The 26,692-nt window shown below is 53.1% G+C and carries 26 protein-coding genes; 14 read left to right on the top strand and 12 right to left on the bottom strand.

From position 1 onward, the window contains the following. Window positions 1-18: 18 nt before the first annotated feature. Window positions 19-840, bottom strand: coding sequence for a prephenate dehydrogenase/arogenate dehydrogenase family protein (locus BM231_RS23045; RefSeq protein ID WP_280142364.1), 822 nt, complete (start codon window positions 838-840; stop codon window positions 19-21). Between the two features lie 603 nt (window positions 841-1,443). On the opposite strand from BM231_RS23045, the gene BM231_RS23040 reads away from it, so the two are divergent. Continuing rightward, window positions 1,444-1,974 carry a hypothetical protein gene (locus tag BM231_RS23040; protein ID WP_093523251.1) on the top strand — a complete coding sequence of 177 codons (531 nt, stop codon included), beginning with the start codon at window positions 1,444-1,446 and terminating at the stop codon, window positions 1,972-1,974. A gap of 337 nt (window positions 1,975-2,311) precedes the next feature. Here BM231_RS23040 and BM231_RS23035 read toward each other — a convergent pair whose 3' ends face one another. Further along, window positions 2,312-2,764 (bottom strand): Lrp/AsnC family transcriptional regulator, encoded by a 453-nt coding sequence (locus tag BM231_RS23035; RefSeq protein WP_093523250.1) that lies wholly within the window; start codon window positions 2,762-2,764, stop codon window positions 2,312-2,314. Between the two features lie 101 nt (window positions 2,765-2,865). On the opposite strand from BM231_RS23035, the gene BM231_RS23030 reads away from it, so the two are divergent. Both BM231_RS23030 and BM231_RS23025 read left to right on the top strand, forming a co-directional pair. After that, window positions 2,866-3,546: an AzlC family ABC transporter permease gene (locus tag BM231_RS23030; RefSeq protein WP_093523249.1), complete on the top strand. Its 681-nt coding sequence runs from the start codon at window positions 2,866-2,868 to the stop codon at window positions 3,544-3,546. Continuing rightward, window positions 3,543-3,839 carry an AzlD domain-containing protein gene (locus BM231_RS23025; RefSeq protein ID WP_093523248.1) on the top strand — a complete coding sequence of 99 codons (297 nt, stop codon included), beginning with the start codon at window positions 3,543-3,545 and terminating at the stop codon, window positions 3,837-3,839. Before BM231_RS23030 ends, BM231_RS23025 begins: the two co-directional genes overlap by 4 nt. Before the next feature lie 391 nt (window positions 3,840-4,230). Here the strand turns inward: BM231_RS23025 and BM231_RS23020 are convergent, their stop codons facing one another. The 3 genes from BM231_RS23020 to BM231_RS23010 form a co-directional block, all read right to left on the bottom strand. After that, a complete protein-coding gene (locus tag BM231_RS23020; RefSeq protein ID WP_208860595.1) occupies window positions 4,231-4,881 on the bottom strand; it encodes an SDR family NAD(P)-dependent oxidoreductase in 651 nt (216 codons plus the stop codon). A 159-nt stretch (window positions 4,882-5,040) separates the two neighbouring features. Next, entirely contained in the window at window positions 5,041-5,442 is a 402-nt protein-coding gene (locus tag BM231_RS23015; RefSeq protein WP_093523247.1) for a nuclear transport factor 2 family protein, read from the bottom strand. A 154-nt stretch (window positions 5,443-5,596) separates the two neighbouring features. Further along, window positions 5,597-6,130, bottom strand: a complete 534-nt coding sequence (locus tag BM231_RS23010; RefSeq protein WP_063310318.1) for a peroxiredoxin-like family protein — start codon at window positions 6,128-6,130, stop codon at window positions 5,597-5,599. Window positions 6,131-6,217: 87 nt separating this feature from the next. Here BM231_RS23010 and BM231_RS23005 point away from each other — a divergent pair, with 87 nt between their 5' ends. Continuing rightward, window positions 6,218-6,808 (top strand): TetR/AcrR family transcriptional regulator, encoded by a 591-nt coding sequence (locus BM231_RS23005; protein WP_063310319.1) that lies wholly within the window; start codon window positions 6,218-6,220, stop codon window positions 6,806-6,808. Between the two features lie 20 nt (window positions 6,809-6,828). Here BM231_RS23005 and BM231_RS23000 read toward each other — a convergent pair whose 3' ends face one another. Then, window positions 6,829-7,518, bottom strand: coding sequence for a hypothetical protein (locus tag BM231_RS23000; protein WP_208860594.1), 690 nt, complete (start codon window positions 7,516-7,518; stop codon window positions 6,829-6,831). A gap of 376 nt (window positions 7,519-7,894) precedes the next feature. Here BM231_RS23000 and BM231_RS22995 point away from each other — a divergent pair, with 376 nt between their 5' ends. Continuing rightward, entirely contained in the window at window positions 7,895-9,262 is a 1,368-nt protein-coding gene (locus tag BM231_RS22995) for a hypothetical protein (protein WP_063310321.1), read from the top strand. Window position 9,263: 1 nt separating this feature from the next. Here BM231_RS22995 and BM231_RS22990 read toward each other — a convergent pair whose 3' ends face one another. After that, on the bottom strand, window positions 9,264-10,121 hold the full coding sequence (locus BM231_RS22990) for a LysR family transcriptional regulator (protein ID WP_208860593.1): 858 nt from the start codon (window positions 10,119-10,121) through the stop codon (window positions 9,264-9,266). A gap of 128 nt (window positions 10,122-10,249) precedes the next feature. Here BM231_RS22990 and BM231_RS22985 point away from each other — a divergent pair, with 128 nt between their 5' ends. The 3 genes from BM231_RS22985 to BM231_RS22975 all read left to right on the top strand — a co-directional run bounded on the left by BM231_RS22985 (window position 10,250) and on the right by BM231_RS22975 (window position 17,042). Further along, window positions 10,250-10,675: a cupin domain-containing protein gene (locus BM231_RS22985; protein ID WP_093523244.1), complete on the top strand. Its 426-nt coding sequence runs from the start codon at window positions 10,250-10,252 to the stop codon at window positions 10,673-10,675. A gap of 323 nt (window positions 10,676-10,998) precedes the next feature. After that, on the top strand, window positions 10,999-14,451 hold the full coding sequence (locus BM231_RS22980) for an indolepyruvate ferredoxin oxidoreductase family protein (protein ID WP_093523243.1): 3,453 nt from the start codon (window positions 10,999-11,001) through the stop codon (window positions 14,449-14,451). 545 nt (window positions 14,452-14,996) lie between these two features. After that, window positions 14,997-17,042, top strand: a complete 2,046-nt coding sequence (locus BM231_RS22975; protein WP_093523242.1) for a methyl-accepting chemotaxis protein — start codon at window positions 14,997-14,999, stop codon at window positions 17,040-17,042. Between the two features lie 111 nt (window positions 17,043-17,153). On the opposite strand, the gene BM231_RS22970 is transcribed toward BM231_RS22975, so the two are convergent. Further along, window positions 17,154-17,492 (bottom strand): DUF1330 domain-containing protein, encoded by a 339-nt coding sequence (locus BM231_RS22970; protein WP_093523241.1) that lies wholly within the window; start codon window positions 17,490-17,492, stop codon window positions 17,154-17,156. Between the two features lie 70 nt (window positions 17,493-17,562). Then, window positions 17,563-18,132 carry a TetR/AcrR family transcriptional regulator gene (locus BM231_RS22965; RefSeq protein WP_208860592.1) on the bottom strand — a complete coding sequence of 190 codons (570 nt, stop codon included), beginning with the start codon at window positions 18,130-18,132 and terminating at the stop codon, window positions 17,563-17,565. 142 nt (window positions 18,133-18,274) lie between these two features. Here BM231_RS22965 and BM231_RS22960 point away from each other — a divergent pair, with 142 nt between their 5' ends. Next, complete coding sequence (locus BM231_RS22960; RefSeq protein ID WP_063287922.1) at window positions 18,275-18,775, top strand: DUF417 family protein; 501 nt, start codon at window positions 18,275-18,277, stop codon at window positions 18,773-18,775. Between the two features lie 84 nt (window positions 18,776-18,859). Here BM231_RS22960 and BM231_RS22955 read toward each other — a convergent pair whose 3' ends face one another. Then, on the bottom strand, window positions 18,860-19,504 hold the full coding sequence (locus BM231_RS22955; protein WP_208860591.1) for a TetR/AcrR family transcriptional regulator: 645 nt from the start codon (window positions 19,502-19,504) through the stop codon (window positions 18,860-18,862). 390 nt (window positions 19,505-19,894) lie between these two features. Between BM231_RS22955 and BM231_RS22950 the strand changes: the two genes are divergently transcribed. The 3 genes from BM231_RS22950 (at window position 19,895) to BM231_RS22940 (ending at window position 22,603) form a co-directional block, all read left to right on the top strand. Then, the gene (locus BM231_RS22950) at window positions 19,895-20,725 is read left to right on the top strand and encodes a universal stress protein (protein WP_093523228.1); all 831 of its coding nucleotides are present in this window, start codon (window positions 19,895-19,897) and stop codon (window positions 20,723-20,725) included. A gap of 236 nt (window positions 20,726-20,961) precedes the next feature. Further along, window positions 20,962-21,558, top strand: coding sequence for a HupE/UreJ family protein (locus BM231_RS22945; RefSeq protein WP_093523226.1), 597 nt, complete (start codon window positions 20,962-20,964; stop codon window positions 21,556-21,558). A gap of 145 nt (window positions 21,559-21,703) precedes the next feature. Beyond that, window positions 21,704-22,603: an aminoglycoside phosphotransferase family protein gene (locus tag BM231_RS22940; RefSeq protein WP_093523224.1), complete on the top strand. Its 900-nt coding sequence runs from the start codon at window positions 21,704-21,706 to the stop codon at window positions 22,601-22,603. Between the two features lie 36 nt (window positions 22,604-22,639). Here the strand turns inward: BM231_RS22940 and BM231_RS22935 are convergent, their stop codons facing one another. Together BM231_RS22935 and BM231_RS22930 are read right to left on the bottom strand one after the other, a co-directional pair. After that, window positions 22,640-23,383: a DUF4344 domain-containing metallopeptidase gene (locus BM231_RS22935; RefSeq protein ID WP_093523222.1), complete on the bottom strand. Its 744-nt coding sequence runs from the start codon at window positions 23,381-23,383 to the stop codon at window positions 22,640-22,642. A gap of 102 nt (window positions 23,384-23,485) precedes the next feature. Further along, on the bottom strand, window positions 23,486-23,848 hold the full coding sequence (locus tag BM231_RS22930) for a VOC family protein (protein ID WP_063302175.1): 363 nt from the start codon (window positions 23,846-23,848) through the stop codon (window positions 23,486-23,488). 225 nt (window positions 23,849-24,073) lie between these two features. Between BM231_RS22930 and BM231_RS22925 the strand changes: the two genes are divergently transcribed. Both BM231_RS22925 and BM231_RS22920 read left to right on the top strand, forming a co-directional pair. Beyond that, the gene (locus BM231_RS22925) at window positions 24,074-25,903 is read left to right on the top strand and encodes a sensor histidine kinase (RefSeq protein ID WP_093523220.1); all 1,830 of its coding nucleotides are present in this window, start codon (window positions 24,074-24,076) and stop codon (window positions 25,901-25,903) included. After that, window positions 25,884-26,561: a response regulator transcription factor gene (locus BM231_RS22920; protein WP_093523218.1), complete on the top strand. Its 678-nt coding sequence runs from the start codon at window positions 25,884-25,886 to the stop codon at window positions 26,559-26,561. Before BM231_RS22925 ends, BM231_RS22920 begins: the two co-directional genes overlap by 20 nt. Window positions 26,562-26,692 lie beyond the last annotated feature (131 nt).

Here is a 26,692-nt window from a genome sequence, read left to right as displayed (position 1 = left end):
ACCTTGGATACCGCTACATCAATGTCCACTTTCGTTATTTGGCGACGCCCTCAATGCTGCTTCCAGCTCTTCACTCAAACTTGCGGCCAAATCGAAAAACCGTCGCCGCACGGTCTCGGCGTAGGGATTGGCCTTCTCAATTGCTTCGAATACTTCTGGTGCATCATGCTGAACCATAGAAATCGCTTCAGATAACAAGTCAAAGCTCTTCGTTGTCATGCGCGTTGGCAGTGGTCCCATTCTCAATAGCACTTTGGCGATGAGGTGCGTGAGCCCTTGGACAACTGCTGCTTCTTGGTCGTGATCTTCTGGTGTCGTCACGATGACAGTCAGTCCCAGAATCTTGCGTAAAAACGCAACTAGCCTCGCATGTCGTTTTCCCTGAATGGGGCAGACAGCAATTTTTAGACCCTTTATACCTGTCGTGGCACTCTGAGGACCGAACAAGGGGTGAGACGCCACGATGTCTACATTGTCTGGTAGCAACCAGCGCATAATTTCCGACGGAACCACTTTGACTGAGCCAACATCGATAACTAGCGCGCCAGGTTTACAAGCAACCGCGATCTCGCTGACAACTTGCTCAAATGAGGACACTGGTGCTGCAATAAGGATTACATCAGCCTGCGATACTGAGTGCAATGATGTTAGATGCACTCCGAGTTGCTTTGCGAGCTTGGCAACGTCCGGGGACGGATCGTAGGCCATTATTTCAAAGTATTGAGCAAGATGTAGAGCTGCGAGTTGTCCGAATGCGCCAAGCCCCACGATGCCTAGCGACGTATTTTGATTTTTACTGATGTTATTCATTTGTCGACCTTTGAATTTGCCGCCCGGCACAAGGTCGATTGTAGGTTGACCGCTGTCAGGGGCAGCGGAAAACCGATGATAAATTACCCGCAGCTATCGAAGCTGAGGATAATAATCCTGCGATGCGAAGAACGATTTCACCATGGCGTCAACGATAAAGCACCCAAGAGAGCAGAGTCAACGAGGTGGTTTCAGAGCCGCCGTCGGCTGTGGCGCAGCAGTCTGGAGGTATGGGCTCTAATGATCCTGCTCGCAGGTATCTATGTATGCAAGAAAGTTCGCCAGAGAAAAAGCGAAGTGTCACTCGATACGACTGCCTCAACCTGCGATAGAGTTGCCTAAATGTCCGGTGTTGGCCCGCTTAGTAGTCAAGTCTCCGCAATCGTCAACGCTACCAGCTTATAAGCGGATCAGGCGTAATAGCAGCCGATGCAGTCATTTTCATGGTTTAAGAACGCAGTTTTTCAAAGTCTGCAAATGATATCGGAGAGGCGGAAAACATCTAATGTGAGGGCTGAGACAGGCACTCACAGAATTAGCAATTGCAGCTGCAAGATTTTAGCGCCATTGTTTCAAGCAAATTGGAAGTACATGTTTGTCACCGATACCGGTTACTAAAAGAGAGTTTGTATTGTGAAGTTACTTTTGCTGCCAGTTTTGATTGCTTTTGCGTGCCTTCTGGCCGGCATATATGGTGTCATTCACAATCAGGTATCCTATGCTGTTTCGCCAGGGTATTTTCATGAATTCAAGTTCATCCGGTTCGGCATTGATCCTACTCATCACAACAGGGTTGGAGCGAGTATTGTAGGATTCATGGCTAGTTGGTGGATGGGAGTTTTGATCGGCCTGCCAATCTACTTGGGGGCGCTATTCGTTAAGGGAACGCGAACATTTGCATACACCTTTCTCAATGCAGCTTCTATTGTTGTCACCGTTACAGTGATTTTGGGAATTGCGGCTCTCATCACAAGTTTCTTCACCCTAGGCCCGGATACATTGCCACCTTGGATGAATAACCGAGAGGTAACCAACCCCTTGGCGTTCGCCCGCGCCGGAACAATGCATAACTTTAGCTATATTGGTGGGCTCGTTGGTTTGGTCTTTGGACTTGGCTATGCAATCTGGCAAGCTTGGCAGTCCCGAAAGATGCCTGTCCTATGACGTTTCATTGTGTGAAGATGATATGAATGCCAGTGTCCAAGTTCACTGCGAGCAATAAAAGTTGATACCTCGCTCACGAAGGTGACTTTGGGGGTGCGGTTTGCCTAAACTGGTCTCAACCCATGATGGAACCGCCCGAATGGCAGCTTCTGGCCCGCCCCGTCATCGACGATCTTCTGGCTACCTGAGTTCTCGCTTGCGCAGCAAATCGCAGCTTTTGTCCGCTATGTAGCTTTTGTGCGAACCGGACTGGCCACCAAAATAGATGATGTGTCTTTCCAATATGACGCTTTTTTGCCCGAGCTCGTCTTTGCGAGGACTCTCTGAAACACTTCCGTCAGATGGGTAACTCAAGCGTTGCCTTCTCTGTTGATACGACAATGGATGTTCTGAACTTGCGTACATTTTTGTCTGCAAAGAAGAACCTGTGAGTGAAGGCCTCGTAGTCTTCAATGTCTTTAGCCATAACAATCATCATGAAATCCGCATCACCAGCAATGCAGTAGAAATGCGTAACTTGTCGATCCTCACGCGCTTTGCGCTTAAATGCGTCGATCTGATCTAATCGATCTCGTTCCAGCTCAACGGCGACGATTGCGGTTATTCCCAAGCCAACTTTCTTAGGATTAAGAACTGCGACCTCTTTCTGGATTACGCCAGCATCACGTAGAGCTTTCAGTCTACGCTGCACAGATGCAGTGGACGTTCCAGAGTGTCCGGACAACTCCTGAATCGAAGTCTTGGCATTTTCCTGCAATGCCGAAAGCAGAGTTATATCGATCGCATCCATGATGTAATAGTCCTAAAAATCTAGTAAATTGATATATTCATATCACATCATCGCCAATAACATACTTATTTACATCACTAACGGCATCTATACTCAATCTCATGAAACATGGTGCTATTTCAATCCTTCCCCTTGCCGCCGGAGCGGCCCTTTACGGCTTCGCATTCGGACTTCTGGCAGCACAAACCGGCTTCCCGTGGTGGAGTGTCGGCCTTATGAGCGCAACCGTTCATGCGGGATCATCACAAATCGTTGCCGTTGAGCAATTTGCTAATGCCTCAACAGTTCTCGGAGCCGCATTTGCAGGCGCTGCCCTCAACTTAAGATACATCGGCATCGTCGCCTCCCTGTCTGACGTTCTCGCGGGCCTATCTCTGCGGGCAAAGCTGGTCGCAATTCATATAACCGGAGATGAGAACTGGGCGCTCACGATGTCGGAACGGGCGAAATCCAAAGACATTGGAGCCTCATTCCTGATCGGATCTGGTTTGGTCATGATCTGCGTATGGACGGTATCAACTGCATCTGGTGCTTTGGTTGGGACGGTCCTGCCTGACCTTGAAAGGTTCGGACTCGGGTTTGCCTTCACAGCGGCCTTTATCGCAATGGCGAGAGGGTTGTGGCGAGGTCGACCAAGTATCCTGCCATGGACAGTCGCGTTTGGATTAGCAATTACGATGGTCTATTTGGGACTTCCCAAGGCTTACACAATTGTCGCCAGCGCCCTCTGTGGGTTACTTGCATCACATTTGGTCCGTCAAATCAGAAGCGCTTCGCAATGACCAGTTCTCATTGGCTTATCATTTTTACGCTGGCTGTAGCTGCCCTTTCCATTCGGGTAATAGGACTTTTTGCAGGGAGCAAAGTTAGAGCATCAAAGCATGCATGGGTGCTAGAGGAGCTGCCTGGCCTGATTGTCGTCAGCCTCATTGCAACCTCCCTTTCCGGGCAATCCGCGCAAATGTGGATGGCAGCTGCAGTTGCCTTGGGCGTTGCAATCACAACAAACCACGTCATTGCAACGATGTGCCTTGGTGTAGGTGCATTTGGAGGATTATCGCTGATTATGGGGTAGCAGTGAAACCGGCATTGGGGCTATCACAGCAAACGGTAAGTGTTCCCCCATTTCACGATTTGCTTTAGAAGAGCGACAAACGTCGACATCGCGCAACTCATCTTATATTGCACACACTAATGTTTACAACTTGTTCCAATAACAGCTATGGGCATCTAAATGCCCCTCTTCTTAATCGGTGCTCACGCTATTATGTTCCGCATAGAGTTATCTAGAAAAGGTCGCAGCAGCATCTATAAAAAAAACTACCTCAACCCTAGATGGAACCGCTCGAATGGCGGCTTTTGGCCCTGACGTAGCTACCGCCTCTCAATTACCTGAGATTTCGCGATGCAGCGGACGTCAGCAAAAGTACGCTCTTCTGCTGTTCGCATTTAATGTGGGTTCGAGCTTATGATTGCAGGCTGGTCGCAAATAATGTGGGCTCATTCTCATTTAATGTGGGTTTGAGCCCTTCGATAAAATCATTTAATTTGGGCTCTAAATCGCGATGTTTGCAGGTCGAAGTGATTATGATTGCAGGTCGTGACACATAAAGATCCGGCGTTAACGTGCGTGCTAGAGAGCGCACGGCAGCTTTGGAGGCTGCATAGGCTGAGTAACCCGCCGTGCCCATTTCGCTGATGCAGGAGCCAACGAGAATCACTGAGGCCTCAGGCGCCAGCAATGGCAGTGCGTATTGCACGGTGAAGAAAGCGCCTTTGAAGTTGACGTCAAACACGCGATCCAGCTGTTCAGGGCCGGTTTCAATCAGCGGTGTAGCCGGGGCAACACCCGCATTGGCAAAGACAACGTCAATCCGGCCATAGACTTCTTTGACCTGCTCAAAAGCTTTCCGCAGAGAAGGCAAATCGGCTACGTTGCCGACAACGCCCATGGCGTTTTTACCAATTTGGGCGACAGCTTGATCCACTTTAGCCTGCGTACGGGCCAAAATGACGACGTTTGCGCCTTCGGCCACAAAGGCTTTCGCAGTGGCAAGGCCTATCCCGCTGTTGCCTCCGGTGATGAAGGCAACCTTGTTAGCCAGACGATTGCTCATAAGAATTCTCCAGTGAGGTTCAAAAGGAGGGCGCGAGGCTGTCAAGAAGGCATGCCTTCAGGCTCCGGCGCGACCAGAGTGCGGAGGAACCTCGGCTCCGCCGTTGTGATGACTTAGGGGATGCCCCCTAAGCCGCTCATTGGAAGGGAAGGGGTGTTATCAGCTGTCCAGCGGTTGCATGAAAATTGCTTCGCGCAGCACTTGCCAGCGGCCATCTTCGAAGCGCCATTCGATGTTGCAGAGCAGCTTCATCTCCTGGTCGTTCATACCGCTGTGTTTGCGGGTCAGCACAGAAACGCCGGTGTCGCCAAGAATGTGAAAATCGTGCCATTCCGCCCATGTGTTGAGCTGGTGCTTGCCTGCCTCAGCCTGTTTGCGGAAGTGCTCGATGAACTCTTGCTTGTTGAAGGTGGTCACGGTGCTGTCCGGCGCGACCAGCGTGGTGTGGAAGTCATCGTGATAGATGGATTGCAACGCATCAATGTCATAGTTGGTGGCACGGTCGATCAGGTGATCCATTGCAGCGCGGATGGCTTCTGCAGTGTGCGTTGCCTTTGTCATTCTATTGTCTTTCTTCGTCTTTTCGCGAGTATCAGGGTGTTGTCGAGCGGTCTCAGCTCATGTCGTGGCTGAGTTGGGTCGTCCTATGGGGCGATGTGTTATTTGGGTTTTACGAGGTGCGCAGTTACAGAAAACTGCTCAAAACACCTCGGATTTACTTAAACGTGCCGCGGATTGGATAGTTGTTATCCGGGTTGCGGATGAACCCCAATCCTCCAAGCAGCGCGGTCAGATCTGGCCGGGTAAACGGCGCGTTGGAAATGTCCACCAGCTGCAGTTCCTGCTTATCATTCACCACAAACAGAGCAGGCTCGGAAAACGGAGCAGGCGCTTCCTGTGGGGACCGAGGCTCGGAGATGTAAACGCCCAATTCCTGCATCTGTGCGATGCTCAGGCCGTACCCGACCGGGAATTTCGGCTGTACATCTGCCAGTTGGCGCTGTGCGCGTTCAAGGCTGTCTGCCGAAACCGCCAGCACCTCGACACCCAACTGGTGGAACTCACTCAGCTTCTCATTGAGTTGAGCCAGATAACGGGTGCAGAGCGGGCAGTGCGCGCCGCGATACACCACAATCAGCTGCCAGTCGAAACCTTCAGCGGGTGAGCCGAGTGTTAGCTCACCGCCTTCAACAGACTTGACTGTAAGCTGCGGAAACAGAGCTCCCGCTGCTAATGCTGTATGTTTCACAAAAGCCTCCTTGAGTTTTGTAATGAACGTTATTAAACTCGAACTCAAACAAGAGTCAATCGTTTTGTAATGAATGGTACAAAATAAATGGGACGCCCAAGAAACTTCAACAAAGACGAAGCCCTGCAAGCCGCCATCAATGTGTTCTGGCAAAAAGGCTACGACGGGGCCTCCATGAAAGACCTGACGACCGCCATGGGCATCAACAGCCCAAGCCTGTACTCAGTGTTTGGAGACAAACATCAGCTCTATCTGGAAGCGATCGACCGTTACTCCAATGATGATGGGTGTGCGCCGCTGGTGGCGTTTGAAACTGAGCCGGATATTGAGAAGGCCGTGGTCGCCTTCATGCGTTCCACAATTGATTACGCCAGCAACCACGAAAGCGGCAGTAAAGGCTGTTTTCTGGGCAATTGTGTTTCAACAACAGTGGGTCAGGTAGAAGGCACCACGGAGCGCCTTCAGGATGCCATCACCGGCGCCGACGAGCGCCTTGCATCTCGGTTTGAGAAGGAAAAAGAACTCGGCAACCTACCTGCCGACTTCCCCTCATTAGAACGTGCCCGCCTGATGTTCGACCTGCGCCAGGGCCAGGTCCTCCGCGCCCGCGCCGAACTGGATCAGGACACCACCGAGGCCGGTCTGGCCTTCCGCGCAAAGATGATATTGGCGATGTGAGGAGGGTTGAGCGCAGCGGCTTAGAGTGTTGCTGCGCGTTTCTTTACTTGCTGTTTCAGACGCCTATCAAGAATACCGGGCAAGAAGATCATCGCGAGCACACTAAGAAGCGCTGATTGAATGAGCAGGCGGAATGGGGTGCCGAGCTCGGCTTTCAGACCGATTGCCACTGTGAGAAGGTCAACACTACCATGAATAACGAGAAACGAGACTGCTAAAAGGATCGAAACAGTCTTGGCTTTCTTTCGGATGAACTGACCGTAGGCAATGTTTTGGAGGCGCTTGTCCTCTGATTTCTTGAACACCCAGAGCCGTGAAGAAAAATAGAGAGCTCCGAAAAGTGATACCGTGGCTACTGCGAGGGAGAGGTAACCGGCAGTTCCTGTGAGATCTATCCGAAATTTGGTTGCTGTGAAGCCAAGCGCAGCGAAAAGCACGAGTAAAGCTAAGTAACAAATAGAGAATTTCAGCAGGAATCTGATCAGAACTGCTGTGCTGTTTGCAGTCATTTCCTTTGTTACTTTAGCCGTTGAAATCGCAAGCAAATAAGTTGGCAGCCGCTTTGAGCCGGTATCTGTGATTTGCCAGCATCTAAAGGCGCCGTTGGCGGTCATTTCGGGTTCAACTTCAACAGTTCTGGCCCAACCTCGCAGTGAGATTTCGTCCAGAAAACGATCTTTTGGGAAGCCTCTGGGGACAATCTGGCTCACTGTCGGTTCCATTATCATGGAATATAAAATTGCTCTGTCATGACCTGACAATGCTTCGTACGAACTGGAAGCACCCTGAAGTTTCTGCTCTGACCTGTTTAGTTCGATTTCCATATAGTGTCTTTGCAAATGGTGGGTGTCGCTGGTTCGAAATTCTGAGCTTTAGCAGATAAAGTTTAGTGTGCAGGGCGTTGTCATGAAAGCTTTGGAAACTGAGGGTATGGTTTTTGAAGTGCTGCCGAGTCTCTTTTCAAGAGCTATAGTGTGAATTGTAAAAAATATAAATATCACAACACGTTATCGCATAACCGTGCCGTTACCTAGCTTATGAGATTTTACCGCTGATATACCTTCCTCTCCGGGCCAAAGAGTTTTTATGTTATCTGCCAAAACGCCATTTACGCTTGTCATTTTTTTGTCCGTTTCTGCCTGTGCCAGTCATCAGGATAAGCACGGGCTGTTTGATAGTCCCTCTCATAATGAGATTGCGGGGAGTGAAGCGCCGTTGGAGCAAACAGGGCAAATGCCTGCTGCGTTTCGTAAGCTTGAGGAACCGCCGAAATACTTTGCTGCCGCTAACCTTCTGTCTGTGCCGCTGACGAGCGAAAACTACACGATTAGTGAGGCTGCGCCGAGCAATGGTCGGTTTGTGACGTTCGCGATCAAGACAGAGGACGGTGCTTACACGGTGCAGGGCAGGCAGTTTATGGAGGATCATATCCACGAGCTGAACGCACTGGCCGCGCTGCGCGAACGAAACAAGGCGGTTGCCTTTGCCAAGAGTGCAGGCACAGCCGTTATCACGCCAATCAAGTCAGTCTACACAACGGTGACCGCGCCTGTCACCGCCGCCAAGAATGTTTATGGCAACGCCAAAGGCATGGTGAAATCCGTGCGCAAGGGCGTGGGCAAAGCAGCGACCTTCGTCAAAACACGTGGGAACCTGCCGCAGGAAACTGCTGAGCGGGAAGAAGACGGTTTCATCAGTGGCTTCTTCGGGCGCCCGGAGGCAATCCGCAAGATTGCTTTTGAAATGAAAGTAGACCCTTACACCCACTTCACCCCGCTGCGGGATGAAATGTCAGAGTTGGCTAATTATCATGCCGCTGGTCAGTTTGGTGTTGATCAGGGGCTGAGCTTTGTTCCCGGTGTAGGCAGCATCATTATCAGCAGTCTCAAGACGGCAGATAGCCTTACGAAGAGGACGCTGCTGAAAGACCCGGAAGAGATGGCAGACATCAACCGGGAACGGCTTGCGAAAGCTGGAATTGCCAAGGAAAGCACAGAACCCTTCCTGCTTAATGCGCACTTCACCCCAACGGAGAAGACCCTCTTCACCGGGCTCGCGACGAAAGCGAAAGACCTTGAGGGCATTGATGTTCTCATGAAGCACGCGTCTGGCGCGAAATCCCGCCCGCAAGCATTTGCTGCGCTTATGCAGGTGGAGATGCTGGGCCGTCTGCATGACAGCAGTAAGGTTGAGAAGGTGGAAGTGCATCACGATGTGGTGGTGGCTTACCAGGCTAATAGCACAGCGAACATTGTTCTGCCCTACGACTACTTGAGCTGGACCTCATACAACGCAAAAACCATCTGGAAAGTGACCCGCAGCCTTGCGGACAAGGATGTTAAAACCAGAGATGTTCGGTTCGTACTGGCTGGAGATCTTTCTAAAAACAGCCGCAAAGCGCTGGAAAGCCGCAGGTGGGGCGTGCAGAGAAATCTGATAGCAGATCTGCTCTGACTTAATCCGCCAATGCCCCGCGCACAAATCCATCAAACGCGGTGATCTTGGGATTGCCGCGGTTGGAGGGATGGTAGAGCAGCCACAAATCGGTTTGGTAGATGGCGGGTTGCTCCCCAACATCACGCAGGCCATCCAGAAGCGTTGGTATGTCGGGCAAGATGCCGACGCCCAGACCACTGCGGATGCCATCCGCCAGCAGGCTCATGCTGTCATAGCGAATGAGGCTGGTTGGTGAAGAGACCTTATCACGAAACCACTCCGTCGCTGGATGCGCTTGCAGGCTGTCGCCGGGGATGAGCCATGTGAGCTCCTGATAATCCAACTCTTGCTCCTGATCCAAATACTGCGGCGCAGCCACCAACCTGTTGTCGATGGTGCCCAGCCTCATGCCGATCATATCTTCTGGCGGTTGGCTGGTGGGGCGCAAGGCGACATCGTAGCGACGCTCGCTCAGGTTCTCGAAGCTGTTGGTGACGTTGAACTCCAGCTGCAGGTTGGGGTGGGCTTCGCGAAACGCTGCGAGGTGAGGGTGGATCACGCTTTGCAATAGCAAATCAGTGGTGGTCACACGCAGGGGGCCAGATAGCCCGACAACTTCACCACCCAACAGCGCATCTGCGGCAGACAGGCCGGTATGAATTTTCTCGGCCTGCTCACACAGTGCCAAACCCAAAGGCAGGGGCTTAAAACCGGCGCGGGAGCGGGTGAACAGCGGCTCGCCCACCTTGGCCTCGATGCGCTTGATCCCGCGAAAAACAGAGGAGGTGTCCTTGCCAAGCGCGAGGGCGGCGTTTTCCAGCGTCCGCTCACGTGTCAGGTGCATAACCACCAGAAGATCGTCTGCGCTCAGTTTCATATGCATGTCCGCCCTTGTTCGCTGCAACTATGCATATTTCACAGGATCAGGGCAATCGCTAGTCTCAGCCTCACATCAAAAGCACATCGCTTTACGCTCATAAAAACAGAGAGTTACGAGGAATATCCATGTTCAAGACAGCCCTGAAGGCCATCAGCGCCGCCGCCCTTATCGCCCTATCCACCGCCGCTTTTGCTGGTGGGGATGAGGATCACATGACCCAGCTTAAGGACATTGAGTGGACCCAGTTTGGCAACACGCCGATCCACATTTCTGTACTGTGGGGAGATCGTGATACCGGCCCTTATGGCATGTACCTGAAGATGCCGGGTGGCTTTCATGTGGGCGAGCATGGCCACTCCAATGACTATTATGCCATCACCGTGCAGGGCCAGTGGGAACACACCCGCGCTGGCAAAAAAGAAGTGCTGCCCGTGGGGTCCTACGTCATGCAGCCGGGCGCTGAGTTCCATGACGATGCCTGCGTCGGCCCAAAAGACTGCATTCTACTGGTCGTCCAAAACGGCAAAGGCGACGTCCTGCTGCCGCAGTAAAATGCAATAGTTTCTGACTAGAAATGGAGCCGCTATGGCTCCATTTTTGTTGGTGAAGGCAGTGCTTGCATTCCTTTCAAAACTGACGCAGCGGAGGGCTGAAGTTCTAAGGAAATCAGGAGGTTCTGTCCCTCTGCTTTGGTTATGCGTTGTATTCAAAGGGATTATTGTACATCCGCTGATATTTCATGCAGTATGGGTCTACGTAATATTGCGAGTGGGCCGCATTTCATAATTAAATCTCCAAAAAATCTTGGGTCTTTTCATCGCAGATAATTTCCTGCCGTACTCCGGCAACGCCAGACATTTGTGAGAGTAACCTGATGGTTTCTGAAGAAAAAAGCAGTGAGCCGACCCCGTCCAAGAGCCACAACGCCCCGTCGCTGGATGACAAGTACACCCAGACCAGCGGTGTTGTCTTTCTCACTGGCAATCAGGCGTTGGTGCGGTTGCCGTTGCAGCAACGCATGCGTGATGAGCTGGCAGGGCTGAATACAGGCGCTTTTATCTCCGGTTACCGTGGTTCTCCTCTTGGGCGTTACGATATGGAGCTGTGGCGGGCGCAGCTCCATCTGGATAAGCACGATATTGTGTTTCAGCCGGGCGTGAATGAGGATCTGGCGGCAACGGCCATCTGGGGCTCACAGCACGTGGGCAACATGAAGATGCGCAACAAGGATGGCGTAGTCGGCTTTTGGTACGGCAAAACGCCGGGCGTGGACCGCTCTGGCGATGCGTTTCGCCATGCCAACTTTGCGGGCACGCACCCCAAAGGCGGTGTTGTGGCGCTGTGTGGAGATGACCACGCGGCCAAATCTTCAACCGTTGCAGGTCAGTCCGACCATGCGTTGATTGCCTCTGGCATGCCAGTACTTTACCCCGCCAACCCGCAGGACATTCTGGACTACGGCATTTTGGCCGTGGAGATGAGCCGCTACAGCGGATGCTGGGTGGGCGTGAAACTGGTGACGGATGTGGTGGAAAGCGCCTCTACCGTGGAGGTGGATCTGGACCGCATTGAGGTGGTGAAGCCGGACCTGAAAGACCCGCAGGGCGGTGTCTGGATTCGCGAGATCGATCTGCCCGTGCAGCAGGAAAAGCGGCTGCTGGAAGAGAAAATTCCACGCGCGCTGGCCTTTGCGCAGGCCAACAACATCAACCAGATCACCCACGATGCTCATGAGCCGGAAGTGGGCATCATCGCCTCGGGCAAGTCTTACTCTGACCTGCGCCAAGCCATGAACGAGCTGGGTTTGACCTCTCTGGAAACAGAAAAGCGCCGCATCCGCATTCTGAAGATTGGCATGGTGTGGCCGCTGGATCCCAAGATTATCGAGGCCTTTTCCAAGGGTCTCAAGAAGATCCTTGTGGTGGAAGAAAAGCGCCCCGTTGTTGAGGATCAGCTGAAAACCATCCTGTTTGATGCGGGTATGTCGCTCAAGGTGCAGGGCAAGGGCCTGTTGCCCAATTCCGGCGTGTTGGCCGCCAATCAGGTGGCCTCTGCCATTGCAGAATTTTTGGAGGATGATGGGCTTAAGGCCAAAGTGCCGGTGCCGATCAAGCTGAAGCCGGGGCCGGTGCGCCGTCCCTCGTTCTGTTCTGGTTGCCCGCACAACACCTCCACCAAGGTGCCGGATGGCAGCCGCGCGCTGGCAGGCATTGGCTGCCACACCATTGCGTATTTTAATGATCCGGTGAAGACCAAGGCCCCCTCTCAAATGGGCGGCGAAGGTATGCACTGGGTGGGTCAGGCACCGTTCACGGATGAGCCGCATGTGTTCGCCAACATGGGCGATGGCACCTACTTCCACTCCGGCTTTCTGGCCATGCGTCAGGCTGTAGCCGCTGATGCAACCATGACCTACAAACTGCTGGTCAACGGCTTTGTTTCCATGACGGGCGGACAACCCGTTGATGGTGAGCAATCTGTGCCCCAGCTCATCACTGCCGCGCTCAATGAAGGCGTGAAGAAGGTGGTGGTGGTGACCGAGAATGTGGAACGGGTGGAAGCTCAAGCCATTCCGGCAGGCGTTGAGGTGCACCATAGACGAGAGCTGGAAGCGGTGCAGCGCGATCTGCGTGAGATACCGGGTGTGACGGTGCTGATTTACGATCAGGCCTGCGCCACTGAGCGCCGCCGCTTGCGCAAGCGCGGCAAGTGGGAGGACCCGAAGGTCCGCACCTACATTCACCCGGACATCTGCGAGGGATGTGGCGATTGTGGTGAGAAGTCTGGCTGCCTTTCCATTGAGCCGCTGGAAACGCCACTGGGTCGCAAACGTCAGATCAACCAGTCCAGCTGTAACAAGGATTTCTCCTGCGTTGAGGGTTTCTGCCCAAGCTTCGTGACCATTCATGGTGCAGAGCTGAAAAAGGCCACCACACCTGCAGAGCGTCAGATTGAAAGCGTTGGCAATGAACTGTTGGCAGAGCCAGAGCTGCCCGCGATCAACGGCGCAACAGGACTGCTGGTGACTGGTATTGGTGGCACCGGTGTTGTCACCATCGGCGCGATCCTTTCCATGGCAGCGCATTTGGATGGCAGCCGCGTTTCCACGTTGGACCTGACGGGCCTTGCGCAAAAGTACGGGGCGGTGATGACGCATATGCGCATCGCCAAATCCGCTGACGGGCTGCAAAGCGCACGATTGGCGGTTGGCGAAGCGGATGTGGTGATCGGCTGCGACTTGGTGGTGACAGCAGGTGACGAGACGCTGACAACACTGCGCAAGGGGTCCGCTCAGGTGGTGGTGAACACGGAAGAAGTGCCGACCATCGACTTTTCCAAGAACCCGGATTGGGACATCAACACGCCCAACCTGCAGGCGCGACTGAGCGATGCGGTTGGTGACCGATTGGATTACTTCGACACCACACAGGCTGCGAAAGACCTGTGCGGGGATGCGGTGATGGCAAACATGATGCTGTTTGGCGCTACCTGGCAGCGCGGCCTTATTCCGGTGACGCTCGGTTCCATCCGTCAGGCCATTGAGCTGAACGGTGTAGCCCGCGACAAGAACTTCGAGGCCTTCAACTGGGGCCGCCTGATGGTGCTGGACCCGGAGCGGGTCGCCAAAGCACGGGCACCGATTGCGACCGTAGTGAAGCTGGACCGGCCTCTGCCACTGGAAGAGCTGATTGAGGACCGGGTGAACCGCCTCAAGGATTATCAGGGCAGCAGCCTCGGCAAACTTTACCGTCAAAAACTGGTTGCGCTGAAAAAGGCTGGAGCAGGTGAACAGATACTTCGCACCGCCGCGACGCAATATTTCCGTCTGCTGGCGCATAAGGATGAGTTTGAAGTTGCGCGCCTGTTCTCACAACCATCCTTCAAGCAGAGCCTTGCGGAAACTTTCGAGGGCGATCTGGATGTCCGCTTCCACATTGGCGGCGGTCCCTTTGCCAAAAAAGACCGCGTGACTGGCTTGCCCGTGAAGACCGAGTTTGGGCCATGGATGATGAAGTTATTCACGGTCCTGTCCAGCCTCAAAGGTCTGCGCGGCTCGTTCCTTGATCCGTTCCGCAACAATGAGGAACGCGTTCTGGCAAATGAAATGCGCTCATCATATGAGGCGGACATGAATCGGGTCTGCACTCGTTTGGCGGAGGCTGGTGAGAAAGCTGCGCACGATCTGCTGAGTTGGCCCGTGAAAGTGCGCGGGTATGGCCACGTGCGTGCGGGCAATGCGGAAAAAGCGCTGAAGCTTCGCGAACGACGCATATCTGCACTTAGTAACGCACAAAACAACGCAAAGCAGGAGAAGGTGCCTGCCTGAATGTAACCTTCTGAGATAATTGGTGGAATTGGGGTGAGACCTGCGGGTTTCACCCCGTTTTGGTTTTGGGGCTTACATAGCAACGCAAACGGGCTCAGCGTTTTTTTGTAGAAAATTGGCCCCCTCTGCAGGGTCGCACAAGATCATGCCGTTATTCCCTCAGTTCAAGACGTGCCGTGGAGACGTGGCAGCAACCTGCCGTTGATGAGATGACCTGAGTGAAAGTTGTAGGTACTAGTACCGCTGTAGTTTTGAGTTTTTCAAAGTTTAGATCTAAAACATGTATTGCGCACTTAGGATAATCCCTAATAGTGATAATAGTTTTATTTTAGTATTGTCCAATAAAATGGGTTCTCTATCAGGAATAATATCTGATCTAAGCTTATCTTTGTATGTATTATGATGATAAATTCAGTTAAATATTAACAAAACTATAATAATAGCTATTGTTGTATTTACGCAAGGAAAGTGGCGATCAACCACAGGTGGTTGAAACCAGCATCATATGAGTGAGAGATGGCGGAACCCGTACTGAGTTCTACAGTATGGCGAAGCAGAAAATGAAACTAAGTCATCGCATTGTCAGCGCATCAGCAGCGGTCCTTCTCGTTGCCTCATCGCTCGTAATTTCCATCGGAACCTACCTCAGCATGCAAACCGCTGAGCAAGACAGCCGCGCATTATTCAACTCGGTTGCGTCCGGGCTGGCTGTCACAGCGCAGGATCTCTTAAAAGAGTCGCAGGTTATTTCCACAACGCTCGCAAACACTTACGGTGCTGAGATCGACAGTGGAGACGCTTCGCGTACCAATATCGCTCAGATGACCGAAGCAGCTTTGCGCGGCACAACGGACATTCTCGGCATCGCCGTCTTCCTTCAGCCAGATGTTGCAGGCAAGGATGCTGATTACGTTGGCAAGAAGTATGCTTCTGATACCGGCCAGTTCGTTCCTTACTTCTATATGGAAAATGGCAGTGTCCAATCCCTGACAGCAGACATTGGACGCGCTGATGTTCAACGGCGTATGCGCCGGGCGATGCAGCAGAAAAGCCAATTCGTGACTGAGCCTTACACCTTTGATGTTGAAGGCAAAAAAATCCTCTCCGCCTCCGTTCTGGACCCGATCCTGAATGCAAAAGGCGAGGCTGTTGGTGTTGTGGTGATCGATGTTGATTTCGACAAGCTGCAAGAAAAAATGGGCGCCGCCAACTTCTATGACACTGGTCGACTGGCCGTGGTCAGCGAAGACGGGCTCTGGGTCAGCCACAGTGACCGCTCTGTTCTGGGCGAGAAAGTCCGCCCGGTTATCGAGAGCATCATGAACGGCGTCCGCGACAAAGCGAACGTGCAAGAGGTCGGTGACCGCTTGTTTATTCTGGAGAAATTCCAGCTCGGGACCACAGACCAGTACTGGTTTGCCGGCATGTCCGTCACCACTGAGGAGCTGACAGCTGGTGCCCGCAACACCCGCGATATGGCGTTGATTGCAGCTGTGGTTTCCGGTCTGATCGGCTGCATTATTCTCTGGTTCATCGGCAACTCTATTGCTCGCCCAATCGTCAACCTGACACACAGAATGCAGTCTCTTGCTGATGGCAATGTTTCTGATGAGGTGCAGTATACTGGCCGCTCTGACGAAATCGGCCAAATGGCTAACGCCTTGAAAGTATTCGTGACTGCGGTCTCAGAACGCCAGAGCTTACAGTCAGAAGCTGAGAAAGAGCACTTGCGCGAGGCAGAGCGTCAGAAGCAATCGGCCAAGCTGATCGAGGCATTCTCAGGCACCGCAGAGACCGCTCTGACGGTCATTCACAGCCGGTTTGACGAGCTGGAGCAGACCTCCAAGGAACTGGCGAGTATTGCCGAGGACACAAACGTCCAAACCACTGCAACTTCAGCAGCTTCTGAAGAAGCAACAGCGAATGTGCAGACGGTGGCATCCGCTTCTGAGGAGCTTTCAACCTCCATAGAAGAGATTGCGCAGCAGATTGCCCGCACCAACAAGGTGATCACCCAAACCAATGACGCAGTACAGGCCACCAACACCAAGGTGTTGGATCTGGATGGCACGGCGCAGCGCATCGGCGAGGTGGTCAACCTCATTCAGGACATTGCCGAGCAAACCAACCTGCTAGCGCTCAACGCCACCATTGAGGCCGCACGTGCCGGTGAGATGGGCAAGGGCTTTGCCGTTGTTGCAACCGAGGTGAAGGAGCTGGCGAGCCAGACTTCCAAGGCGACCGAAGAGATCTCTCAGCAGATTGCGGAGATACAGGGCTCTTCCAAGGATGCCGTTGAAGCTATTCAGGAAATCACCTCCAGCATCCGGCAGGTCAACGAGTTTGCATCCAATATTGCGGCCTCCGTTGAACAGCAGGGCGCGGCCACTGCCGAGATCACTGAGAACGTGCATCAGGCAGCAACAGGCACGCAGAACGTTTCTGAAAACATGGTGCTGGTGGCGCAGGCGGCAGAGAAAACCAATCAGTCCTCTGACCTGGTCTCCAAAACCGCCTCATCCGTGCGGCAGGAGGTTGTAGACCTGCGCGAGCAGATCGACGACTTCCTTTACAAGGTCCAGTCCGTATAAGGCTGTAATTCCAGGAAAATCAGGCTGGCGAAGTTACGGCTTTGCCAGCCTTTTTTTGATGCCGGGATATAGCGGCTTGCACCTATCCGTCGCTTCATTTGTGCGATGAGCTCAGCTTACGGCCTCACTCGTGAAATAACCTGACTTCACAACGCTTTCTGTTTCCGAATGACCCGGAACGACTGTCGCAAATCCCTCGATTACCTGACTGCTGAACTTTCTGAGCTCGATCATTTCTTCTGAGTTATAGAACGTCAGAGCAGCCTCAAAACTCTCGAACCTGTACATCACCATATTCGTGTAGGACGATGGCCCCGCAAGGGTTTTCATAGGACTCGCGACGACCAGGTCGCCACCATATTTTTCGACAATAGGGAGGGATCTTGGGCCGAGCTCCTCAATGCGCGACCTGTCGATAATATTGTAGTGGTGAAGAACATAACCAGCCATTTAAAGTGTCCTGAAATTATAGAGTGAGGCGACGCATACATCACTGCGCCTGCTAAGCAAGCCGGTTCGCCTAAATGGTGCTGACCAGCACGCTTACCGTCTGTTCCAGCTCTTCTAACGGGGTACCACCGCGCACCATGACGCGCAGGCCGAAATAGCCGGCGGCCAGCAGACTGGCTTTTTGCATCCGTAAAGCATCGTCGCTCTTGTAAGGTTCAGAGACGGCCAGAGCGGTGTTGAACAGGTCTTGCGTGCTCTTGATGCCTTCCTGCGCGTTGAGTTGGATCTGCGGATCATCGTGCGCATGCTCAATGGCGGAGTTGCATAGAAAACAGCCGCTGCGGTCACCATTGCGCACGGGCTCCAGCACTGCTGCAAACAGATCCACAAATCGCTGTTTGGCGTCTGGGGCCTTGCAGATCACCTGTGCGAGGTGGCTGATGTCCCGCTCGTGATAGAGCTTCAGCGCCCGCGCGTACATGGCGTCTTTATTGCCAAACTCCCGGTAGAGCGACTGCTTCTTCAGCTCAGTTATCCTCTCCAGATCCTGCATGGAAGTACCATGATAGCCTTTTTCCCAAAAAGCTCTCTGTATTCTGTCCAAGGCAGTTTTAGGGTCAAATTCCCGAGGTCTGGCCATCACTCTAACTCCCATTCACAACAATGTTACCGTTCGGTCCGTAATTTATTATGGACACATCGGTCCGTAATACATATACCTAAGCGCACAGGCTGGCAAGACCCGCCGCAACACACTACCAAATTCAACACAGGAGGTTGAAATGACTGATCTTACTCACGCGCCTGCCACTCAATCAGATGACAACGCCGCCCTGGGTGCTTTGTTCTCCGATATCGCGAAAAACGGAATCTTCGCCGCCCTTATACTCGTGTTCCTTTGGTTTGGTGGCATGAAGTTTACGGCTTATGAGGCCGGAGCAATTCGCGGACTGGTCGAGAATTCTCCCTTTCTTGGATGGCTTTACTCATTCCTGTCCGAAGGAGCTGTGTCCAAACTCATCGGACTTACCGAGCTGACCATTGCCGCCTTACTCACCACCCGTTTCTTCGCGCCTAAGTTCGCGGTCTTCGGTGCGCTTGGTGCAATCGGTACGTTTCTGTTGACCTTCAGCTTCTTCTTTTCCACGCCGGGCGTGTTCATTCCGGACACTGGCGTGCTGGCGATCTCCGTTATTCCGGGACAGTTCCTTTTGAAAGATATCGTCCTGCTGTTCGCATCCGTGTTTGCCCTGGGCAATGCCCTCAGTGCTACTGCAAAATAAAAAACTCCTCACTGTGCACTGAAATGGGGGCGCCACTGGCGCCTCCATTGGGCTGTCTGCGGTCTGGTGATGGGAAAAGGGGAATTACTTCCCGCCGGTCTTCATTCTGCTGCCCAGCACTTCCAGCGTAACCTCAATCAATGCAAAGAGTTTTTCGCGTGGCGTGCCGAATTTTACCAGCTCGTAGAGGCCTTCAAAAACCATAATAAAGTAGGCGGTCAGGATTTCGATGTCCTCGGGATTCTTCAGCTCATCCTGACACTGAGTCAGCTTATCCCTAATCTGATCTTCCCAATCAAATTGCAGGTTCTGAAACTCTGCCCAAAGGTTCTCGTCAACATAGCCGAGGTCCACAAGTGTCGGCCAGAAAAGGCCTTTTTCGGCTTTGATGTCATCGCAGCACAGCTCGGTAAACTCCATCAGCACCCCTTGTAGCGCCGAGTACGCATCCGAATGCATCGCCATAACCGACTGCATTTGTTGGCTGTATTTGAGGTAGTACCACCGCAGCGCAGAGACCGCCAACTCCCGCTTTGACCCAAAAGCAGTATTGAGCGTTTTTGTAGATACACCAACAGCTTCGGCCACATCGTCCATAGTGGCCGTTACTATTCCATTCCGCAAAAACACCCGGATGCTCGCATCAAACAGATTTTCGAGTTCGGGAATTGGAATGTCTGGTTCAACTGGTTCGTCCGAGCTCATTTTGGAAATATAGATAAATCCCAAATGCCCTCAACAACGATGCTTGGCTTTAGAAAAAGAAACGCAAATCCAATGGGCTAGATACATTTCAATTTATGTCGATTGTGTTGAGATCCCGTCAGCGCACAGCTAAGTTAGGCTGATCTGCGGCGCCTGCCTTTGAATATTCAAAATGTAATTATCTTGGTATTGTTCTGAGGTGTTATGTCTACCATAGATTGACTTGAGGTTATGTTGTGTACGTAGGGTTATAATATTTCCGTATGGGCTAAGTATAGCACCCAATTTACTTGTGTTTATTTGAGGACAACTATCTCTGTATGAGGCGGGAAGGGCAATCAGAGCAACTCGACCCAAAGGTGGGAGCTTTACGCATTCTGCGCTTCATGAATTGAGTCAATTGGAGGTTCAGATATGTCTATCAAAACAGTCGTCACCCTTACCGACACGTCTGGTGAGCAGGTTGCATCCCGCGTCGCCGTTGAGCTCTCCAAGCTGACAGATGCCTATCTGATTGGCGTGGCTCCCAATTACGAGACTTCTTACTACTTGTGTACGGCCGGGCCAATGCCGCCAGATTATGAACAGCGCCTACAGGAGCAATCCGCCGCGACGCTCAATAAGTCCTTGGATGGCTTTGCAAAACACTTTAGCGGCTCAGGCCTCGACGGGGAAACCCGCGTCACCGACATCACCCTCGGTGGTACGTTTGAGGAACTGATGCATCTGGGGCGTTTGAGCGATGTTACCGTGATACGGCAGGATGATCCTGCCAAGCCGGAACCGATGCGTGCTGCCATGATTGAGGCGATGGTGTTTGATACCGGTGTCGCGACACTTATTGTGCCGCATGCATATGAAAAAGCGTTTGCACCCAGAAATATCGCTGTGGCGTGGGATGGTTCAGGCCCTGCGTCCAATGCGGCTCATGCCTCTATGTCCATGCTGCAAAATGCAGATACTGTTTCCGTGGTGATGATCACGCCGCATGATGAGCCGAAGCACTCCGAGCTGACAGACATCCGCAATTACTTTGAGCGCCACGGCGTGAACATTCATCTGGAAGTGATGAGCAACGTCTCGGGCCCTGTCTCAGAAGCGCTGTTGAGCACGGTGGAGCGCCTTAACGCGGACATGCTGGTAATGGGCGGATATGGGCACAGCCGCTTGGCGCAGTACCTGTTTGGCGGGGCGACACGCCGGGTGCTGCACGAGATGAAGATCCCGGTGCTGATGACCCACTAAATCCAACTCAGAAAGGGAACCTCGCAGGTTCCCTTTTTACTGCATCCTCCTCTTCTTACATTTCCCATGATGTTTTCTACAGGCAATCCGACGTGTTTTTCCCAAAAGAACGCGGTTTGATTGCCAGTCTTCAGAAAACAAGTCAGTTTGGCGTCACCTTATGGGGGCACTTTGCTTCACACCTGACGACGTAGACTGCGCGTGGCATTGCGCGCTCAATATTGGAAATTGTACTTATGAAATTGAGAGAGACTGCCGGTTTAACGGGTCTTCTGGCAGTATTGATGTTGATTGCTCTGCCTGCACATGCCGCCGCCTTTTCAACTGCGCAAGCCAAAGCGGATTTTCTCCACGGTCTGTGGCATCCCCTTGGTGGGCTGGACCATATCCTCACCATGGTTGGTGTCGGTGTCTGGGCTGCGCTGGTGCTTCTTAAAAAGCGTCTGGTCTGGCCGCTGGTGTTTACGCTGGTCATGTTCATGGCGTTCTGGGCACGCTACATGGGCGTTGTCGTGCCGTATGTTGAGACAGGCATTCTCGCCTCTGTGATCCTGATTGGCTTGCTGGTCGCGTTTGCGCTCAAGGTTCCGGTTGTGGTTGGGGCATTGGTTGTTGGCGTGTTTGCCGTCTTCCATGGTGCTGCGCATGCAAATGAGGCGAGTGCAAGCAGCCTGCTGATTTATGCGCTTGGCTTCTCCGTTTCCACGTTTGCGCTTGGGCTGGCTGGCATTGGGCTTGGCTCCCTTACGGAATGGAACAGCGGACGTATGTTCCTGCGGGCCCTCGGCGCCATCACAGCACTGTTCGGCCTTTACCTGATGTTCGTCGCCTAGTGTCGCAATAAAGCGACAGCTTTCAAAGGACTGCCTCAGTTTTGAGGCTTTCCCTTCGCAAGCTCACTCAGTTCTGCTTAAGTCAAGGTGCGGTCTCGACCGCGCCTTTTTTATTGCTGATTTTGATAAGTGATTGCGAGTTTCAATGAGTGATGGCCGTCTGATGATAGCGCCCGAAGTGGTGCGCAAGATGCTTGATGAGCAGTTCCCCGAGTGGAGGGACCTGTCTGTCAGACGTGTTGAGCAGGACGGCTGGGACAACAACACCTTCCGCCTTGGCAACGAGCTGAAGGTGCGTTTGCCGTCTGCTGCGGGTTATGTTCCGCAGGTCGAAAAGGAGTTTAACTGGCTGCCGAAACTGGCAAATCAGCTGCCCGTAGCCATTCCTGAGCCTGTTGCTCTTGGCAAACCCACTGCAGATTACCCATATCCGTGGTCAGTCTATCGCTGGATCGAGGGTGAGACAGCCTCTGATCATTCTGTCCGTGATATGAACGAGTTTGCGAGAGATCTCGCGGCCTTCCTGCATGCGCTCTGGGCCGCCGATACCACAGGGGCGCCGGAAGCTGGAGATCACAACTGCCACCGTGGTGGCGACCTCAGTGTTTATGATGAGGAGACACGCTTTTGTCTTGCTGGCGTAACCGACGATATTGACGCCAAAACAGCGCTGATGATCTGGGAGAGGGCCCTCCAAACCAAATGGACGAAGCCCGCAGTTTGGGTGCAGGGAGATCTTTCAACAGGGAATATCCTCACACAAAATGGCCGACTTAGTGCCGTCATCGATTTCGGCTTATGCACGGTTGGTGACTCGGCCTGCGATTTGGTTATTGCCTGGAAATTCTTTTCTGGCGTCAATCGCGAAATTTTCAAAACTACTGTCAATATTAATCAGGGGACATGGAACCGCGCTATGGGCTGGGCGCTCTGGAAGGCAATTCGCACGCTTTATTACGCTAAACAAGACAGCATCGCAGAGGAGCAACGTGCGGCCAAAGAGGTGATTGAAGCCATCCTTGCGGATGTGGAACATTGCACCTGAAAAGCCGCAGTTGCTTTCAACTCGCGATCTAGCGCATCAGTTCTGCAAATTGGACTGATAGAGTGATCTCAGGTGCGGAATGAACTCGGTGCAGAACGAGATGGAAACCTCCTCAGGATCGTAAAACGCGTTCGGCTCACCACAGCTTTCCACCTTCACAATGACCTCGTTGGGCAGAGACATGTCGTCTTTCAGGCTTTTAACTTCCTCAGAAAGTACTTGATTGATGACCTCGGCGTCCGCGCCAGTCCCGGCATGAAAAGTCATTGCGACACCGGAGTTTGGTGTCATCTCATCAAACACAGCGCCCCAACTGTTGGCCGCTTGCTCGTATTCTACAGGGCACATCTCCGCCCGGTCTTCCGGTAGATCCAGATCTTCGGCCAGCCCTGCACGGTTATCCGGGTCTGCACCATAAAACAGGCAGACGTGATTGTAGTAGCGTTGCTGATCTGGCCCATGCAGATCCCACCACGCCACTTCTTCCTCCCCATCGGGTTCGTTGATGTAGCCAAATGCGCTGTTAACTGCGAGTTCCTGTGCGGCCTCTTCCTCGTAGAGCCAATCAATCATCAGCACGGAGAGCACGTCCGCCGCGTCTTCTTCCTGTCCGAAGATTGGCACCTGCATCTGGTCAATCACCGCATGGCCAACCTCGTGGTAGAAGATCGACAGGATGTTGGCTTCAACAAAGGCGTCCTCTCCTTCGTCCGCCTGTGCGCCAAGAGGTGTGAGCAGTGAGATTGCACAGGTTGCGGTGAGAAGAAGAGAGCGGAACATTGGCAAATATCCTCAATAGCATTTGAAAGCATGTCTTATTCAAATGCCACTTATAGGCAAGTTCGCCAAGCCTTTTGTGCTATGTGATACATCTGGGTTCAGCTAGCAGTGGAAGTTGAGTTTGTTGCCATCCAGATCACGGCAATAAGCCCCATAAAACGCCTCACCACGCGGGCCGGGAGGACCTTCATCTTTGCCGCCCAGTTGTAGAGCAAGTGTATGCAGCGTCTCGACGGTTTCGCGGTCTTCCACCCGCAAAGCCACCATGGTGCCGTTGCCGATGGATGCGTCCTGACCGTCATATGGAGTGTTGAGGACGATGAGCGGTTTGCCCTCGCCAAAGCTCCAGGCATAAAGCCGGTTGTTTTCAAAGACTCGTGTTGCGCCCATCTTCCCCAAAATGGCGTCGTAAAACGCGCAAGCGCGGTCTAAATCGTTGGTACCCAAAGTGATATAGCCGATCATATGGTATCCTGATCCCAATAAATTGCAGTCAATGACAGAGCGTTCAAAATCAGTAGAGGTGAATGGTTCATTCCCCTGAGTAAACTACAGGGCAGGCCTCAAGTAAATGCAGAAGAGGCCTGGGCTGCCACGCTTCGTCGCCCTAGGTGAAATACCTATTGCAATCGAGTGGGATCACTGTTTGTTTCGGATTATCTAATATACGTTGAGCCTAGGAATTGCTGCATGCGAGGCTTTCTTCAGCGCATTGTTTGTGTTGCTCTTTTTCTTGCTGTGTTGGTTGCAAACCAGCTGGCGGCAAGCCCGGTGTTCGCGCAATCTGAAATGGTGCGCGTCGGCATCCTTTCCTATCGTGGCAGCTTGGAAACTCAGCGTACATGGGCGCCGACCATTGAGCATCTGCAACGTGAACTGCCGGATGTGGAGTTCTCCTATCTGCCTCTGACGCTTCAACAAATTGCTGAGCAGGCAGACCAACTGGATTTCATCATCACCAATCCGGGCCACTCGTTTCAGCTGGAACGGATTGCGGGCGTTAGCCGCATTGCCAGCGCACGCTCTCACGTTAACAAAAGCGAGATGCAGGATCTCGGGTCGGTGATTTTCACGCGAGCTGATAGCGGCATTGGTGGGTTGACTGAGCTGAAAGGCGCGAGCGCGGGCGTGGTCTCCACAGAAGCTTTCGGCGGATATCTCGCAGCCAAACACAGCCTGCAGCAAAGCCTTGGCACTGAGTCTGACTTGCGCGTTAAACCTCTGGGCTTTCCGCAGCAAACGGTGGTGGAGGCGGTCGTCAAGGGAGACGTGCAGATCGGCATTGTTCGCGCTTGCCTTTTGGAGAGCATGAGTGCGGCTGGCAAGCTGGATCAAACGCAAATCCGTGTGTTGGGTCAGCAGTATGACCCGGAGTTTGCTTGTGCCAGAACCACAGAGCTTTATCCGGGTTGGGCGTTTTTGAAGGTGCCCGGCGTCTCGCCTCAGCTGGCAACGCGCATTACGCAGGCGCTGCTATCCATGCCGGACGGTGCCTGCACGGATGAATGGCTCGGCCACGCCAACTGGATCGCACCGGTTTCCTATGCTGCGGTTGAGCGGGTCTACCGCGATTTGGCGCTCTACCCCTACAACAAAAACCTGCGGCAAATCCTGAAAGACTGGGTGGAGCGGAACTACTTTCTGCTTGGTGTTATCATTCTGCTCAGTGGAGCCTTTCTGCTGCATGTCGGGCATGTGGAGTTTCTGGTCCGCCGCCGCTCACGCCAGCTGGAAACAGCCAGTGACAAACTGGCCAACGCTCTGCAACGCAACCTGATGCTGGAGAGTGAGCTGGCCCATGCGGGGCGTGTGTCTTCCATGAACATCCTTGCAGGCAGTCTGGCGCATGATCTCAAGCAACCGCTTGGCGCCATCTCCACTTTCGCCCATAGCTTGCGGCAGCGGTTGGACCGTGGCACGGCGGATGAGGAAACACTGCAAAAGCAACTCACCCGCATCTCAGAGCAAGCCAATCGGGCTTCTGACTTCATCAACTCCATGCGCAGCTTTCTCAATAAACAGCCAGAAGCGCGGCGGCGTGTGGACCTGCGCGATTTGGTGGATGAAACGGTGATGCTCATGCGCACCTTTGCCGCCAAGCATGCCTGTCAGCTGCAATGGGACCCACCGCAAGAGCCTGTGTTCGTTTGCTGTGATGATGTGCAGCTGCGGCAGGTTATGGTGGTTCTGCTGCAAAACGCGCTTGATGCCACGGTGGAAGCTGGCCTTGAGGATGGAGTGATCTCCATTCAGCTGGACCATACAGCAGAAACCTGCGAACTGAGGGTGTGCGATCAAGGTGTTGGCATTCCAAAAGAGCTGGAGGAGAAGGTGTTTGAGCCGTTCTATTCCAGCAAGGGCAGTCTGGGGTTGGGACTGGCGACTGCGCTGAGCATTGTTGATAGCCACGACGGGGATTTGACCCTGAAACCGATGCCTGAAGCAGGTACATGCGCAACAGTGAGACTGCTGCTGAGCCGCTCGCAAACAGAGGAAAACCATGACACAGCAACCCGTTAAACTGCTTTACGGACCTGAGGCCGAACCTGTCATCATCATCATTGATGACGATGACGCCATGCGGGAAGCGCTGGTGTGTCTGGTGGAGTCCGTCGGGTTGAAGGCCGTTGATTTTGAGCGTGCCGATGACTTCCTGAACTCTGACCTACGTCCTTGCGTCGGTGTTATCATCACCGACATGCGCATTCCCGGCACCAGTGGCCTTGGGCTGCTGGAGAAGCTGCGTGCTTCCGGCCAGCACTTGCCGGTGATTGTCATATCCGCCTTTGCCAACCTGCGTGATGGCGTACGTGCCATGAGCCTTGGAGCCGTTGATGTGTTGGAGAAACCGTTTGACGAGCAAAGCCTGCTCGACAAACTGCAGGACTTGATTACGGAGACCCGAAACCGCGCCAGCCAGTGTTGCCTGACAGCGCAAGCCAAAGTGAAGGTAGACCGCCTGACTAATCGCGAACGCGAGGTGATGGGCTATCTGGCTCAAGGCCTGCAAAACAAAAGCATTGCCAATGCGTTAGGTCTCAGCGTTAAAACTGTAGAGATCCACCGCCACAACGTCCTCACCAAACTGGAAGTGCAAACCCTCGTCGACGTCTACCAACTCACCCAAAGCGCTGACCGTGCCACGGGCTCTGGCCGGTGTTGTGGGGTAAACTCTTAAACCCATCCCCCAAACTTAACTCAAAGTTTCAGGTTAACTTCAGGATCGCGTGGTGAGGTGCCGGGGTTACGAGGCGGCAACCAGGCGGCGTGTAAGACGCGCCTGAAGCAAACTGCAAACAACAAGTTGCT

Origin of the sequence: Pseudovibrio ascidiaceicola (assembly GCF_900114245.1) — a bacterium.
GTDB lineage: Bacteria > Pseudomonadota > Alphaproteobacteria > Rhizobiales > Stappiaceae > Pseudovibrio > Pseudovibrio ascidiaceicola.
This window is presented reverse-complemented; position numbering and strand designations above follow the sequence as displayed.